The sequence below is a fragment of the Psychrobacter sp. CAL346-MNA-CIBAN-0220 genome (genome assembly GCF_040309805.1).
Taxonomy (GTDB): Bacteria; Pseudomonadota; Gammaproteobacteria; order Pseudomonadales; family Moraxellaceae; genus Psychrobacter.
The window spans coordinates 1-15,058 of sequence record NZ_JBEOPF010000003.1; the positions used below are offsets into that span (position 1 = coordinate 1).

At 42.9% G+C, this 15,058-nt stretch carries 11 protein-coding genes and 2 tRNA genes; 5 read left to right on the top strand and 8 right to left on the bottom strand.

Translation table 11 applies throughout. From position 1 onward, the window contains the following. Positions 1–2: 2 nt before the first annotated feature. The 5 genes from AAEY88_RS07670 to AAEY88_RS07690 form a co-directional block, all read right to left on the bottom strand. Positions 3–74: transfer RNA gene (locus AAEY88_RS07670), tRNA-Gln, on the bottom strand. Between the two features lie 232 nt (positions 75–306). Next, positions 307–381 (bottom strand) — tRNA-Gln (locus tag AAEY88_RS07675). A 148-nt stretch (positions 382–529) separates the two neighbouring features. Next, complete coding sequence (gene ispE, locus AAEY88_RS07680) at positions 530–1,573, bottom strand: 4-(cytidine 5'-diphospho)-2-C-methyl-D-erythritol kinase (protein WP_350561114.1); 1,044 nt, start codon at positions 1,571–1,573, stop codon at positions 530–532. Positions 1,574–1,666: 93 nt separating this feature from the next. Beyond that, positions 1,667–2,305 (bottom strand): lipoprotein insertase outer membrane protein LolB, encoded by a 639-nt coding sequence (gene lolB / locus AAEY88_RS07685; protein ID WP_350561116.1) that lies wholly within the window; start codon positions 2,303–2,305, stop codon positions 1,667–1,669. 286 nt (positions 2,306–2,591) lie between these two features. Continuing rightward, a complete protein-coding gene (locus AAEY88_RS07690) occupies positions 2,592–4,604 on the bottom strand; it encodes a tetratricopeptide repeat protein (RefSeq protein WP_350561118.1) in 2,013 nt (670 codons plus the stop codon). A 383-nt stretch (positions 4,605–4,987) separates the two neighbouring features. Here AAEY88_RS07690 and hemA point away from each other — a divergent pair, with 383 nt between their 5' ends. The 4 genes from hemA to AAEY88_RS07710 all read left to right on the top strand — a co-directional run bounded on the left by hemA (position 4,988) and on the right by AAEY88_RS07710 (position 9,165). Beyond that, positions 4,988–6,382 carry a glutamyl-tRNA reductase gene (gene hemA / locus AAEY88_RS07695; RefSeq protein WP_350561120.1) on the top strand — a complete coding sequence of 465 codons (1,395 nt, stop codon included), beginning with the start codon at positions 4,988–4,990 and terminating at the stop codon, positions 6,380–6,382. A 488-nt stretch (positions 6,383–6,870) separates the two neighbouring features. Beyond that, on the top strand, positions 6,871–8,007 hold the full coding sequence (locus tag AAEY88_RS07700; protein WP_350561122.1) for an aminotransferase class V-fold PLP-dependent enzyme: 1,137 nt from the start codon (positions 6,871–6,873) through the stop codon (positions 8,005–8,007). 209 nt (positions 8,008–8,216) lie between these two features. Further along, positions 8,217–8,654 carry a YeeE/YedE thiosulfate transporter family protein gene (locus AAEY88_RS07705; protein WP_350561124.1) on the top strand — a complete coding sequence of 146 codons (438 nt, stop codon included), beginning with the start codon at positions 8,217–8,219 and terminating at the stop codon, positions 8,652–8,654. A gap of 88 nt (positions 8,655–8,742) precedes the next feature. Then, positions 8,743–9,165, top strand: coding sequence for a DUF6691 family protein (locus tag AAEY88_RS07710; protein ID WP_350561126.1), 423 nt, complete (start codon positions 8,743–8,745; stop codon positions 9,163–9,165). 133 nt (positions 9,166–9,298) lie between these two features. Here the strand turns inward: AAEY88_RS07710 and AAEY88_RS07715 are convergent, their stop codons facing one another. After that, positions 9,299–10,963: an AMP-binding protein gene (locus tag AAEY88_RS07715; protein ID WP_350561128.1), complete on the bottom strand. Its 1,665-nt coding sequence runs from the start codon at positions 10,961–10,963 to the stop codon at positions 9,299–9,301. Between the two features lie 377 nt (positions 10,964–11,340). Here AAEY88_RS07715 and AAEY88_RS07720 point away from each other — a divergent pair, with 377 nt between their 5' ends. Further along, positions 11,341–13,530: an FAD-dependent oxidoreductase gene (locus AAEY88_RS07720; RefSeq protein ID WP_407074438.1), complete on the top strand. Its 2,190-nt coding sequence runs from the start codon at positions 11,341–11,343 to the stop codon at positions 13,528–13,530. Positions 13,531–13,682: 152 nt separating this feature from the next. On the opposite strand, the gene AAEY88_RS07725 is transcribed toward AAEY88_RS07720, so the two are convergent. Beyond that, positions 13,683–14,174, bottom strand: a complete 492-nt coding sequence (locus AAEY88_RS07725; protein ID WP_350561130.1) for a pyridoxamine 5'-phosphate oxidase family protein — start codon at positions 14,172–14,174, stop codon at positions 13,683–13,685. A 216-nt stretch (positions 14,175–14,390) separates the two neighbouring features. Beyond that, a complete protein-coding gene (locus AAEY88_RS07730) occupies positions 14,391–14,807 on the bottom strand; it encodes a VOC family protein (RefSeq protein ID WP_350561132.1) in 417 nt (138 codons plus the stop codon). Positions 14,808–15,058: the final 251 nt, after the last annotated feature.

The window sequence follows — 15,058 nt, forward strand, 5'->3', positions numbered from 1 at the left end:
GGTAGGGGTAGCTGGACTCGAACCAACGGTGTCAGGATCAAAACCTGATGCCTTACCAACTTGGCTATACCCCTATAATATCTAGGTTATGCAAGCGTTGTGGTCTAATAAAAAAATATTAGAATAACGCTACTACCTTTTTAATCGTTTAAAAAACAGCTGAACCGTCTAAAAACAACATTTCCTAACGGTGTTCGTTGCGAACTATACCGAAACTGGGAGGGTATTGTCAATTGCTATAAAACAAGTAGCTATTTATGCTAGCACCTATCATAACTATGAATCAAGCAATACAAACTAAAAATATGGTAGGGGTAGCTGGACTCGAACCAACGGTGTCAGGATCAAAACCTGATGCCTTACCAACTTGGCTATACCCCTATATTCGCGACCTATTATAAATAAATATTTCGATATTGCAAGACATTTGCGTCTTTTTCTAGTTTTATATTCATAATCGGCCAATACCAGCGCTATTCTAGCAAATTAATGACGCTAAGCCTACCGTTGTTAATGATTTATATTTATATTACTCTCGTAAATTATTTACCAAATAAGCGGAGCAAGGTGCGCCAGCTATCCAGCTTGTTAACATTTGAATATCGTCAGTAACTCCAGGATCTAGTGGCAAAAATACGGCGCTACCTGAGCCGGTCATCCGTGCCACCCCTAACGCTTGCGTTTCTAAATCGCGCAAATATTGCAAGGCTTGGGTTACTGCAGGCGCAAGGTACTCAACCACTGGGGTAAAGACATTACGATAAGGGGCGCAGAGCGCCTGGGTATAGTACGCTGACTGCTCGCTAATAGTCGCTGGGGTAAGAGGTTTCATATTGCGGCGTAGCTTGGGATGGACGAATAGCTGGGCGGTATTGATATGGGCGTTTGGGGTCAATAATAAGTATTGTTGGTCAGGCAAGTCAATGGGCGTCAGCTGCTCACCAATGCCCATCGCAATAGCATCTTGCCCAAAAATAAAGATCGGTACATCTGCACCAAGTGATGTTCCAATAGTACGCAGCTGTGCGTTACTAAAAGACAGCTGCCAAAGCTCATTGAGTACTAACAAGGTAGTCGCCGCATTGGATGAGCCGCCGCCTAAGCCTGCACCCATCGGCAAGCGTTTATCTAGGGTAATCCTGACTTGCTGTAGTCGCGTGGGAAGTTTTTGCTGCTGGATCGCAGTTGCCAACAGCGCGCGTGCTGCTTTAATAATCAGGTTATCATCTATACTAGCAGTAATGGTCTCAGCACCTGTCAGTGTCAGCAGCTGAAAGCACAGTTTGGTTGCTTGCTGCGAACGTAGCTCAGATAGTTTTAGAGTATCTCCTAAGTCAGATAAAGGTAACATCTCGCTATCCGAATCTACTTTATTTTTATGACCAAACTCGGTAGTGGACAGCATCGCAGCTGGCAAAAAATGTAGATAATCGCCCCAATCGAGCAAGCGAAATACAGTTTGCAAATTATGATAGCCATCGGTGCGCTTACCAGTAATATGCAAAAATAGATTAATTTTTGCAGGCGATAAACGCGTAATAACTTCGTCTGAAATCGTTATATTTTGAGTCATAAGTTACTGTGTTTATAAGCTCTCAGTATTGGTAAAGGAGACAGCATTCATTAACCATTTATAATCACTATATTATTGGCTTTGATGATTGCTTTAATGATTAATGGTCATGACTACTTTGTGGCCTTGGGTTTGGGTGGCGCTGATTTTGCTAGGCAGTTTATCGCTGCTCTTATAAGTAAAATTTGCGGTCCATTCACCATTGACTGAGCTGATCAAACGATTTTGTGCATCAACTTGTGGTGCGCTATCAGAAGGGGCGGAGCGTCCAGAAATCCAATAAGGCATCTGCGAGATGGGCGCTTGCCAGCCAGTGGCTTTCTCTAGCAAGGTTTCAGGGTTTTCCGCAGTTAAAGTGCCGGTTTTTTCACTGACCAAAGTCGCAGTCTGGCCGTCGTATTCGATATTGGTCTTGCCAATACCTAGTGCACCAATCAGCTCAATAGCAAAGCGCTCGTCTTGCTGTGCCCACGCATAAAATGCACTACCGCCTTGGGTGTCAGTACTGGCTGAGCTGTTAGCAGGCACGTTCTTTGGCATGGTCACACCAATTTTACCAGTAATATTAAAATTATTAAGATTTTGGGCTTGCACGACAGGCGTAGAATTAGTGGTGGCCTGCGCACCTTGTAGTGATTGACAACCGGAGATGAATGCCAATGCAGCGGTAAGGGCACTGAACGCAGCTAACTTAGCCGGTTTATTGGGGAATGTTGTTAAAAGCGCTGACATGATTTTTCCTCAAGAATTACAAATTTAAAGCAGTTAAAAGTGTTTGAGTGCTCATAGAACATAAAAAACAGCTTAAGCTATTTTTGTTACTCAGTTATGGTCTGTTGTTAGTGATTTATAAGTGTCACGTACAATCAGCTTATTGTCGCTAGTCAGTTGATCAAAAATAGTCTATGATTTTTATAGGGATTTGCTAAAGAATTCGACTCAGTTATCCACAGACCCGCATGTGCGCGCGTTTATTTCCATTTTATCAAATCACCTCTTATCCTGTCTCACAAGATAATTAATACAGCTGCACGTGGTCATTGACATTATGTTGCCCAAATGAGAAACGCTGCTGTAAATCAGCCAATAGAGCGTTGACTTTACCATTCTCACCCAAGCCTTGATAAGCGCGTAGCAAGAGGACGCCTGAACGTAGGGTGGGCAGCACATCATAAGGGATTTGTAGATAATTAATAACTTGGGTGTACTGGTCATTAGCTAAAGCATTACTAGCAAGTACATTCAATGCTTGCAAGTGTAGCTCATTATCGTAACGTGGGTCATCATAGCGAATTTGAACGATAGTTTGCGCAAGCTCTAAACCTTGCTCAGAGTCACGATTATTGGCTAAAAGCAGTTGCGCGTAGCTCAGCTGATAAGACAGATTTCTAGAATCTAGCGCTTGCAAATGATTGAGCAAGGTACGTTTGATCACATAGTCATTGCGATCATCAAGCAGTTGGGCGCGAGCAAAGAGTATGATTTCACTATCAGGATACTTGCGATTGGCACGAGTCAGCAGTCGTAGCGCTTCCGCAGTTTCATCTTGTTGCCATAAAATATCCGCCTGCAAAACATAAGTTTCAGGGGCAAAGACTTCAAACTGTTGACGCAGTTTTTCTAGAGTCGCTATTGCAGCTTCGATATTGTTATCAAGTAGCTCAAAAGCGACGACTTTTTTACGTGCAGCCAGAACTAAGTCCTTTTGCATAACGCCATTAAGATAGTATTTAGCTTGTTCAAAGTTCTGCTGGCGCTCCGCACTGATACCTAGATAATAATAAGCTTGATCAAGATAAGTAGGGCTTTTTGCCAATATATTGAGCAAGTGATCAGCGCTGCGATACTCTTCAACATCCAAGCTAACCAATGCTGCTAATAGGGTAATTTCAGCATCATCCTCAAAGCGGTTATGGGCGTCAAGTAATAGCTGCCAGGCCTCGGTGCTTTGCTTCAAGTCAAGCAAATAGCGAATCTCGTATAGATATAGGCTTTTGCTGCTAGGGTTACGCAGGCGGGCTTGGCTGACATAATTAACAACAGTCTCAGCAGGCTCAATTTTACGTAAAATATCCGCTTTTAAAGTGATAAAAGGCACATAATCAGGCTGACGTATCAAAGCACGATTAATATGAACGAGCGCGATTTCTGGTTCATTGAACTGATAGAGCAAGCCAGCTTTTAACACCGATAATGACGCATTTTGCTCACTATCAATAGGTTGCAAGGCGGCCAGCAATTCGCGCTGATCACTGTCCGTATTAGGATAAATACCAATTAATATTTCACTTAAGTCTGTACGTGGATCATAGCGTAAGATACGACTTAAGGTTTCGCTGGCTAGCGCATAATCATGCGCTTTAAGCGCTAAATGTGCCACATAAAACCAAGCAGGAACGTGATCGGGATTTTGATCTTGCCATGTTCTGGCAAACTGTAGTGAAGAGCTGACGTTTTCACTACGTAGTGATAAACTAAGGGCACGCTCAAATACAGCAGTGGCATCTTCTTTAAAAGATTGCTGTTTATAGATAGTAACGGCACGGCGGCTATCACCGCGATCAGCTGCAAACTCAGCATCTAATAGCGCGTAGAGGCTAGGCTCAGTAAGCTCAGGTTTCAATATAGTCGCTGGTGGTAAGCTATTAATATTAACCACTTTTACCACTTGCTTACCTTCAGGACTTTTAGTTGAACTATCAGTTGAACCACCGATTAATTGGGTGTCCGTATCAGTTGATATTGGTGCAAATACTGAGTGGTTTTGCGCTTTTATACTTTTATCATTGTTAGGCTCTTTATCACTAGTAGTAGATACAGCAGTTACTGCAGGTTGCGGTGACCAGGTATCAAATAACGGTTTGGACAGCGCCCCATGAGCAGGTGTTCCCAGACACAGACAAAGAGCCAACACGAAGGTTAGCTTATGGCGCTGGCACAGTCGCTCTATGATGACCTGCAATGAAGCCTGCAGGTTGGACTGATCGCTATGCGCAGGTTTTGAATGGAACGATGACCCAAAAAAAATCATAGATAGTGGTATTTACCATTAAAAAAGACACTTTATTATAAAATCGGATGACCACGCTAAACAATAGTACTCGTGTTACCTAATAATGGGTATGCTTGCTGTCAATTAAAAGCGCAGACAGCGGTTGATTTGTCGCCTATCTGCCCAGATACAAGCAAATAGCTGCCCGTACTGCTGGGTGAGTATTAAATAAAGCCCATAACAATGATATAATAAGCGGTTTTATATTTATAGCATTTGCTATTTAACCTATTCAAATCAATGACGCTGCATTATATATGCACTGGCTTGCGTGTATCCGTAGTGTTTTTTTAATCGCGGCTTGTAGCAGCAATACTAAGGTTTAGCACATCAATGAGCGTCATGTTTATGGTCTATCAATAATGAGATTAGTGGTCATTGGGGTCAATCACAAAACCGCACCAGTCGCTTTACGTGAGCGCTTGGCATTTGTGGGTGATGACCTGAACGCTGCACTTAGTGAGCTCAAAGGCTTTACCGATGGTAGTGTGATTGTCTCGACTTGCAACCGTACTGAAATCTATGCGCTAGTACCGCAAGCTGACGATACGATAACTAATCTCGCGTCTACGACAGCTCTTCACCATAAATCTCTTAATAATAGGTCTCAGAGTAGTAGCGTAACCCTTAGTTCTGGCGTAACCACAGCTGAGATGAATGCCCATGTCATGCAAATCAAAACGTGGCTTGCTAATTTTAAGCAATTACCGCTAACTGAGATAGAGCCGTATCTATATGTCCATCGCGATACTCATGCGATAACCCATTGGTTACGAGTTGCTGCGGGCCTTGATTCTATGATTTTAGGTGAGCCACAGATACTTGGACAAATAAAGCAAGCGGTACAATTAGCGCAAACTGAGCAAGCACTGAGCAAGCAGCTAGGCTGGGTTATTGATCAGGTGTTTGCGGCCTCCAAACGCGTGCGTAATGAGACCCAAGTGGGCGCCCATGCGGTATCGCTGGGCTTTGCTGCTGCCAAGCTCGTCACCCAGATTTTTGCTGATCTGGCCAATCGTACACTACTAATAGTTGCCGCAGGCGAGATGAATCGCTTGGTTGCCACCCATATCGCAGGTCTTGGCGTCGGACGAATTATTATCTGTAATCGCAGTCCTGAGCGTGCTGAAGCCTTGGCTGCTGAGTTGCGCCAACCTAATCGACAGGTAGAAGTCAGGTCTTTAAAAGAGCTGCCGCAAGTGCTTGCAGAAGCTGATATTGTTAGTAGTTGTAGTGGTAGTATGGACTTGCTGATTGATAAAACCATGACTGCCCAAGCGCTTAAACGCCGCCGCTACCAACCGATGTTACTGATAGATTTGGCAGTACCGCGTGATATTGACTCGTCCATCAGCCGTATGGATGCTGTATATTTATATTCAGTTGATGACTTACAGCATGTTATCGCGGGTAATATTGAGCAGCGCCGACAAGCAGCAGTCGATGCTGAACTGCTAGTCAGTCAACTGGTTGTTGAGATGGAGCGGCGTTTCCAAGTACGGCAAGTCGGTAAAGACATTCAGCATTATCGTACCCGCACTCATGAGCAAGTAGACAAACTACTTCATGAGTCCATCGCTCAGCTTGAACAGGGTGAGGTCAGTGCTGAGGATATCATCACTGAGCTATCAAGGCGTCTTACTCAAACTTTGACCCATGCACCCTCGAAATTAATGCGTAAGGCTGCTCGTGAGGGCGATAGTGAATTATTAGACTTTGTGGTTTCAGGGCTACACGACGCTTACCGTCATCGCTAAGAAGGGCTCACTATTGGCCAGTTAGATAATAATTAACTAGACTCTGGGGCTTGATGTTTTTCTAGTCAACAATTCATTGTCAACTACCATTATCAGTGCTAATATCAAGCTATCACGCTTGTATTAAGTTATGATGCTATTAAACGCTAAACAAAGACCTATCTAATAAAGTCACATTTAGTCAGATCACCAGTTACCATTATCATCTGCCTGCCACTGCGCAGCTACTATAATGGCGCTGATGTTCTATGCACTCTTGTATAGAACATAAACCAACAACGGCAATAGCGCTAGGATAAAGTGCTATATCGTCCAGCCCATGTCGTACCTTCTAGTAACACCCTTAGTAGTACCTATAGCTAGCAACACTTATAGCGGTATCCAGTGTCTTTATGTCACTCAATAAAGCTATATTTATAACTAAGTTTTAGCTGTGCCCAAATTATTAACAATATCTAAAGAATCTAACAACAAACAAGGAATGTCCTATGTCTGCATTACGTCAAGATATCGATCCAGAAGGTTTATTAGAGTATTCAGTGGTTTATACTGACCGCGCCCTTAACCATATGTCAAAAGCTTTTCAACAAGTGATGAATGACTTATCAAGTAACCTGAAATCAGTCTATAACGCTGATGCCGTGGCTATTGTTCCCGGCGCTGGTACTTATGGTATGGAAGCAGTTGCAGCGCAACTGGCTCGTGACCAAGACTGCCTAATCATCCGTAACGGTTGGTTTAGCTATCGTTGGACGCAAATTTTAGAAAAAAACAACATCGGTAAAACAACGACCGTATTGGCCGCTGACCGCACTGAAGATACAGATGCGCCAAAGCCATTTGCGCCCGTTGATATCGAAACTGCGGTTGCCAAAATCAAAGAGCACAAGCCTGGCATCGTCTTTGCTCCGCATGTTGAAACCTCAGCCGGTATCATTTTACCCAATGACTATATTAAAGCCTTGAGCGACGCCGTTCATAGCGTCGGCGGTTTATTGGTTATCGATTGCATCGCGTCAGGTTGCGTGTGGCTGGATATGAAAGCGCTTGGTATTGACGTGCTTATCAGTGCTCCGCAAAAAGGCTGGAGCAGCACCCCTTGTGCCGGTTTGGTTATGCTTAGCGAAGCAGCTGTCAAAAAAGTAGACAGCACTGAATCAAATAGCTTTAGCTTAGATTTAAAACAGTGGTTAAACATCATGCGCGCTTATGAGAATGGTGGTCATGCTTATCATGCAACGATGCCGACTGATAGCTTACGTCAGTTCCGCGACACCATTAACGAAGCCAAAGAAATCGGCTTTGATACACTATGTGACGCGCAGTGGGAACTTGGCAACAAGATCCGTGAAGTGTTAGAGTCTAAAGACATTCAAAGTGTTGCTGCTGAAGGCTTTAAAGCACCAGGCGTGGTGGTTTCTTATACCAGTCGTGATGACATGCATAAAGGCACTGCATTTGCTGAGCTTGGTATGCAAATCGCTGCTGGTGTGCCGCTTAAATGCGGCGAGCCTGAAAGCTTCAAAACTTTCCGCTTAGGCCTATTTGGTTTTGACAAATTGACTGATGTCGATGGTGCCGTTGAGCGTTTTGAATCCGTACTTGATAAAGTATTGGCTAAATAAACTTATTAATTTGGCAAGCGATTTGTGAATTAGTACAATTAATACTAAGCAGTATAGAAAACTAAACCTAAGAAAAATACTGAGCCGCCGCGTTCAGTATTTTTTTACCTATTTATTATACTTTATTATATAATGTGTTTTTATAAATAGAATTTTAAAGCAAGTATTAATAATCAACAGTTAGTAAACATTAAGTTAGGTAATCCGTTATGAGTATACAAATAGACTGGCAGGCGTTTACCCCAATATCCTTAATGGGTGGTGTGATGATAGGGGTGGCGACCGTAATCTTGCTACTAGGCATTGGGCGTATTGCCGGTATCAGTGGTATTGGCGCAAGCTTGCTCAAACCCAAACGTGTAGAGGCATGGCAAGTATTGTTTATACTGGGACTCATTGTTTCGCCGTTGTTGTATAGGCTGGTGGCCCCGCTACCTATGATGCAAATCACCAGTTCTTTGCCGTTATTAATTGGCGCAGGATTGCTGGTAGGTTTTGGCACACGGTTAGGGTCAGGGTGTACTAGTGGTCATGGTATTTGTGGTAATGCGCGCTTATCTCCCCGTTCAATGGCGGCAACGGTGGCTTTTATGGGTTTCGGTGTTATCACCGTTTATATTGGTCGGCATCTATTTGGGCTGATCTAAACGCTGACTGATACTTAGCATATTTTGACACTATAAGATCTGTTATACCGATTTTAATATTAATATGAAGCAATGATAATAAGAGACGATGATGCTAAAAAACATAATTGGGCTAGTAGCAGGGTTATTATTTGGGTTTGGTCTACTGATATCAGGCATGACTGATCCTGTTAAAGTACAAGGATTCTTGGACGTTTTTGGCGCATGGGATATCTCATTAGCGCTAGTGATGGGTGGTGGATTAATAGTGGCCATCGTTGGGGTACAACTGGCCAAGCGCCAGGGTAATAGCTGGATTGGGACACCGATAGACATGCCAACTAATACCATTATTAATAAAAAACTATTAATCGGTGCGATGTTATTCGGTATTGGTTGGGGTTTGGTTGGTATTTGTCCAGGACCAGGGATTGTGTTGCTCGGTACCGGACAATGGCAAGCTTATGTCTTTATCCCAGCAATGGTACTGGGAATGTTGATATATCAGGGGCTCGAGCCTAAGCTTAATTAAATAGCAGGCTTTATCTATTCTGACTTAAAAAAAACATATTTAAAAAATACGGTTAGTAAAAAGGGACGCTTAAACAATAATTTTAAGCGTCCCTTTTTGTTAAGTGCTTATGGTCTTTTGAATAACAAGCTGCTTACTCTGATTGGTGGGTGACTTTAGATGTTTCATGTGCCAAAGATTTTGCTGCTTGGCGCAATTCGAACTTTTGCACTTTACCGGTACTGGTTTTTGGGATTTCAGCAAAGATAATATGCTTGGGCACTTTAAATCTTGGCAGATGTTGGCGGCAATGCTCAATCACCGTATCACGCTGTAAAGTACTGCCTTCATGAATTTCAATAAACGCAATCGGTACTTCACCCCATTTATCGTGCGGTGCGGCAACGACCGCGCAACTTTGGATAGCCTCCATTTTATATAAGACGTTTTCGACTTCAATACTGGAGATATTTTCACCACCAGAGATGATAATATCTTTAAGCCTATCCATGATTTTGATATAACCATCGGGATATTTGACCCCTAAATCTCCAGTACGGAACCAGCCATTAGCAAAGGCGGCTTCAGTGGCTTTGCGACTTTTTAGGTAACCTTTCATCACCATATTACCGCGCAATGCCAATTCGCCCATTTCTTCGCCATCGTCTTTTACTGGTTCAGTGGTCCCTTGTTTAAAGACCTCAAAACCAGTCATTAAATGTGAGGTTACACCTTGGCGCGATTTCTTTTGCGCACGTTCGGCAATGGTAAGCTGGCCCCACTCCTCTTGTTCTGCGCAAATCGTCACCGGCCCGTATACTTCGGTAAGACCGTAAGTGTGGGTGATAGCGAAGTCCATCTCTTCCATTTGTGTGAGCATAGTTTCAGATGGCGGTGCACCTGCAACCCAACCTTTGACTTTATGGCTAATCGCTGCTTTATATTCTGGCTTACCGCCAGCTATCATATTATGTACCACAGGCGCAGCGCAATAATGAGTCACTTGGTATTTAGCAATCATTTGCAAAATCAAATCGGCATCAATCTTACGTAGGCAGACATTGACCCCAGCGCGCTCAGCAATAGACCACGGAAAGCACCAGCCATTGCAGTGAAATAATGGCAGCGTCCACAGATATACTGGATGCTTGGGCATATCCCAGTCTAATATATTTGAAACCGCGTTTAATGCGGCGCCGCGATGATGGTAAACCACGCCTTTTGGAGTACCGGTGGTGCCAGAGGTATAATTGAGCGCAATCGCATCCCACTCGTCTGTTGGTCGCTCCCAATTATCTAAACTGTCTGAGCTAGCAATTAATTCTTCATAGGTCATTTGCCCGAAACGTTCCACCTCTATCGCGTCATCGGTGACATGAATGATCATCAAATCGGGAAAGGTTTCAGTGATAATTTCAGCGTGCTCAGCAAACTCACTATCTAAGATTAGAACTTTGGCTTCAGCATGTTGCAGACAAAAAGTCAGCGCATTGATATCCAAACGGGTATTTAAGGTGCAAAGAACCCCGCCCGACATCGGTGCGCCAAACGCGCATTCTATCATTGCTGGGATATTGGGCATCATGACTGCGACCGTATCGTTTTTATCAATACCCAGTTTACGTAGACCATCGGCCAGTTGTCGGCAACGAATAAAGGTTTGTTGCCACGTTTGAGTCAGATTATTAGCATTGAGGTCATCATAAATAATGGCGGTTTTATCAGGATAAACCTGCGCACTACGAATAATAAAATCAATAGGGGTAAGCGGTTGATAGTTGGCAGGGTTTTTATTGAGACCCGTATGAAAGTCAGTCATGGAGATAGTCCTTTATCGTGTCTGTTATATCAAAGCGCTTGAGAGGATAGGTCGATAAGATAAACCATAGTGGTTGATAGGCGCTCATTTATTATAGAGAATGGTACGCCAGAAATCAGCCTATTTTGTACAGATAACTTAACGACGGCTATTTTTAGTCCCCACTATTGTCTGCTACTACTAGCAATAAGGCAACACCAATTATTTTATAGCGTTTCGCAATAGAAGCCATTAGCAATAGAGTATAAAAAATTATTAATCACTGAGCAGTCGTTTGTCTGCGTAGCTGATAATAATGGCATTATGTTACGATAGAATTAAAGTTAGATTTTGAACTGTTTTCGCTATATAAACCATTGATTCATAAGGATAATGAAATGAGTGCCAGCCTTGATGCCGCCAGCCAGACAAATAAAAGTGCTAAAAATACTGATCGTATCTCCACCAGTGATACCGCTATTGATGCTGCTAACGCCTCCGAGTATTACCCACATTTATTTCAGCCGTTAGATTTGGGCTTCACCATTTTAAAGAACCGATTGGTCATGGGTTCTATGCATACGGGGTTAGAGGACCGCTTTTATAACTATGGCAAGCTTGCGGCTTATTTCGCTGAGCGTGCCAAAGGCGGCGTAGCAATGATGATTACTGGTGGTATCTCGCCCAACCGTGAAGGTTGGCTGCTACCGGCAGGCGGCACCATGAACAGTAAAATGGATGTCATGAACCATCAACGTGTGACCCGCGCTGCCCATAAATATGATAGCAAAATTATCATGCAAATCTTACATAGTGGTCGTTACGGTTATCACCCGTTTGTGGTGTCATCAAGTCCGATTAAGTCGCCAATCTCACCATTTAAACCGCGTAAAATGAGTATTAAAAATATCGAACAGACGGTTGATGATTATGCACGCGCCGCACGATTGGCCAAGCAAGCAGGCTATGACGGCGTTGAAATTATGGGCTCTGAAGGCTATTTGCTTAATCAATTTTTATCCAGCCATGTCAATAAACGTAGCGATATTTATGGCGGCGATATTCATGGGCGTATGAAGCTGGCGGTTGATATTGTCAAAGCGGTGCGCGCAGCAGTGGGTGATGACTTTATTATCCTGTTTCGCTTATCGGTCATTGATTTGGTCAAAGATGGCAACGTCATGGATGACGTCATCATCGTTGCTAAAGCGCTAGAAGTAGCGGGCGTCACTATTATGAATACTGGCATCGGCTGGCATGAAGCACGAGTGCCAACGATTGTAACCAGTGTACCACGAGCAGCCTTTGTGGACTTTACCGCTGAAATCAAAAAACATATTAGCATTCCAATGATGGCGGCCAATCGTATTAATATGCCTTATACCGCTGAGGATATCGTTGCCAGTGGTCAGGCAGATTTGATTCAAATGGCGCGTCCGTTCTTGGCGGATCCAAACTGGGTTAATAAAGCCAAAAACGGTGAAGCCGATCGTATTAATACCTGTATTGCTTGTAACCAAGCCTGTCTTGACCATACCTTTGAGAATAAACGCTCAACTTGTCTGGTCAATCCGCAAGCCTGTTATGAGACTGAACTGATTTATAAGAAAACTAAAAAACCCAAAAAAGTCGCCGTTATTGGTGGCGGGGTAGCTGGAATGTCAGCGGCACATGTGGCAGCCTTGCGCGGACATGAAGTGACTTTATATGAAGCCAAAGATATCTTAGGCGGGCAGTTTAACTACGCCAAAGTCATTCCCGGTAAAGAAGAGTTCTTTGAAACCATTCGCTATTATATTAATGAGCTTGAGCATTTGAGGGTTGAGATCAAGCTGAATACTAAAGTAGACAAGGCGCTATTAGAAGCTGGCAAGTTTCATCATGTTATCGTGGCAACTGGTGTGGTGCCGAAAAGTTTGGCAGGTAAATTGGAAGGCGCAGATTTGCCGCAAGTGATGAGCTATGCAGAATTGCTATCTGGCCAAAAAGCAGTCGGTAATACCGTGGCGGTCATCGGTGCGGGCGGCGTTGGCTTTGATGTGAGCGAGTACCTCACGGCTCGTCATGGTCAGCCATTAGATGAGCTGCCGCCTGAAACTCTAAAAGACCCAAGCTATCGCCCAAAAGCACAATCGGTTAGAGAATGGCGTGAAGAGTGGGGCGTGACTGCTGACCCTGACTATCAAAGTGATGGCGGCTTAATTAAACCAGAAGGCATTACCCCAGTACGGCAAGTGTATTTGATGCAGCGTACCAAAGGGCGTTTAGGCGGTGGTCTGAATAAAACGACCGGTTGGGTACACCGTGCCCATGTTAAGTCGCATGGCGTTATTCAAGTGTCCGGGTTACAGTATGAAAAAATCACTAATGAAGGCATTTGGATAACCAATAACCAAGGTCAAAGTCAGCTATTGCGTGTTGATAGCGTAGTCGTCTGTGCTGGTCAAGAATCGGTGGTAGATTTGATGCCTAACGTTGGTGATGCGCCTGATGCGCAATATCATCTTATCGGTGGTGCAAAACTAGCAGCTGAGTTGGATGCAAAACGCGCCATTCGTGATGGGGCTGAGGTTGCGGCGGGGATTTAAGAGCTACTATAGATTAGAGGCGTGAAAGAATAGGTGGTGGGTTAGTTTATCCTGCCACTTTTTTATAGTTGGAATTTAGCCGTTTTTAGGGTGGGTTACGCTATGGTTGACCCATCCTACGCTTGATTCTTAGATCCTGTTAATGCCAAAATTTATATCAGTTTCTCCATCATGTTAGGATATTGAATCCAACGGTAATTATCAACTTTGAACTCTCTCACATGAGTAAAATCAGACCAAATTAACTTACTACCCTTTGTCCATTTTAGAGAACGGATTCGAGTATTAACGAGCAATCTCTCCTGATCTGTTGCCAGTCTTAATCCTCCTAATTTGGTATATAGTCTTACACCCGGATAATCATTAAACTGTCCTTTTATAAAAGATGACAACCAAAAGAATTTGCTTGAATTCACTGCACTAATACAAACATTGTTGTTCAGTTTTAAATTTTCTGCCAGCTGTTGAGAGAAAGAATCAAATAGAAATCCTGTTCCATCTTCATTTAGAAAAACAGTTCCTATTGGGGTAATATTTGGTACTCCCTCTTTAGAAACACTTGCAATATTTGCGTGCATATTTGATTTTTGTGATTTAGAAAAGACTTTTTTGATTGCATTCCAATTGCTTAAATCTATATTCATTTTTACAAGTCCTGTTTACATTGTTGAGTGGGTTACCCAAATATATTTCGACTCTAAGTCTTAAAGCTAAATGCCTGATTATACTAGACTAGTAAGCGTAGGGTGGGTTAGCCAAAGCATAACCAACCAAATCTATAACTTTGATATTCAACGGTAGGTTACGTTTAATCCTTACTATTTATAAGAGCTTAATAAGTCTAACCTAGCCTTATTTACCTACCATGTACCGATATTCTCCATCGAAATCCATGGCTCAAGAGGTTCTAATCGCTCATCATCTTGAAGTAGTTCGATTGAGATATTGTTGGGGTCTTTAACGAAAGCCATATACCCATCTCTAGGCGGTCTTAATATGTCGACACCCGCTTTCATAAATGTTTCGCATTGCTCATATATGTTGTCAACTCTAAAGGCAAAGTGCCCAAAGTTGTCTCCGTTGGTGTATTCTTTTTCATCCCAGTTATGAGTAACCTCAATCTCTGGCGCACCGTCATGAGTCGCTAAAAAGTATAAGCTGAACCTACCTACTTCAGAGTCCTTCTTCCTAAGAAGCTCTAAACCCATAAGCTCACAATAGAAATGTAAAGTGTCCTCTAGTTTGTTGGTTTTAATCATTGCATGTAAATATTTCATAAAAATACCTTATAATTTATAGTTGTCTGAAAAAATTTAGCTGTAAAATTTTAATTGATAGCTACAGCTTTGAATGAATCTATATACTATTTTTATGCTTTCTTCATTAAACACTCAAAACCTAACCTTGCATCTCTCCAACCAACCCCTTCTCAAAATTATCAACTTGCGCTTGTTTAAGCTCATTCAACTTAGATTCGATACCTAACAATAGGTTAAGGTTAATATTCACTCTCTACGAGATATTGAAG

Bases quoted from the DNA above. Each gene is read 5' to 3' on its own strand.
- AAEY88_RS07710 (WP_350561126.1), top strand. From the start codon at position 8,743: ATGATGCTAAAAAACATAATTGGGCTAGTAGCAGGGTTATTATTTGGG.
- AAEY88_RS07725 (WP_350561130.1), bottom strand. From the start codon at position 14,174: ATGAATATAGATTTAAGCAATTGGAATGCAATCAAAAAAGTCTTTTCT.
- AAEY88_RS07690 (WP_350561118.1), bottom strand. From the start codon at position 4,604: ATGATTTTTTTTGGGTCATCGTTCCATTCAAAACCTGCGCATAGCGAT.
- AAEY88_RS07705 (WP_350561124.1), top strand. From the start codon at position 8,217: ATGAGTATACAAATAGACTGGCAGGCGTTTACCCCAATATCCTTAATG.
- ispE (WP_350561114.1), bottom strand. From the start codon at position 1,573: ATGACTCAAAATATAACGATTTCAGACGAAGTTATTACGCGTTTATCG.
- hemA (WP_350561120.1), top strand. From the start codon at position 4,988: ATGAGATTAGTGGTCATTGGGGTCAATCACAAAACCGCACCAGTCGCT.
- AAEY88_RS07720 (WP_407074438.1), top strand. From the start codon at position 11,341: ATGAGTGCCAGCCTTGATGCCGCCAGCCAGACAAATAAAAGTGCTAAA.
- AAEY88_RS07715 (WP_350561128.1), bottom strand. From the start codon at position 10,963: ATGACTGACTTTCATACGGGTCTCAATAAAAACCCTGCCAACTATCAA.
- AAEY88_RS07700 (WP_350561122.1), top strand. From the start codon at position 6,871: ATGTCTGCATTACGTCAAGATATCGATCCAGAAGGTTTATTAGAGTAT.
- AAEY88_RS07730 (WP_350561132.1), bottom strand. From the start codon at position 14,807: ATGAAATATTTACATGCAATGATTAAAACCAACAAACTAGAGGACACT.
- lolB (WP_350561116.1), bottom strand. From the start codon at position 2,305: ATGTCAGCGCTTTTAACAACATTCCCCAATAAACCGGCTAAGTTAGCT.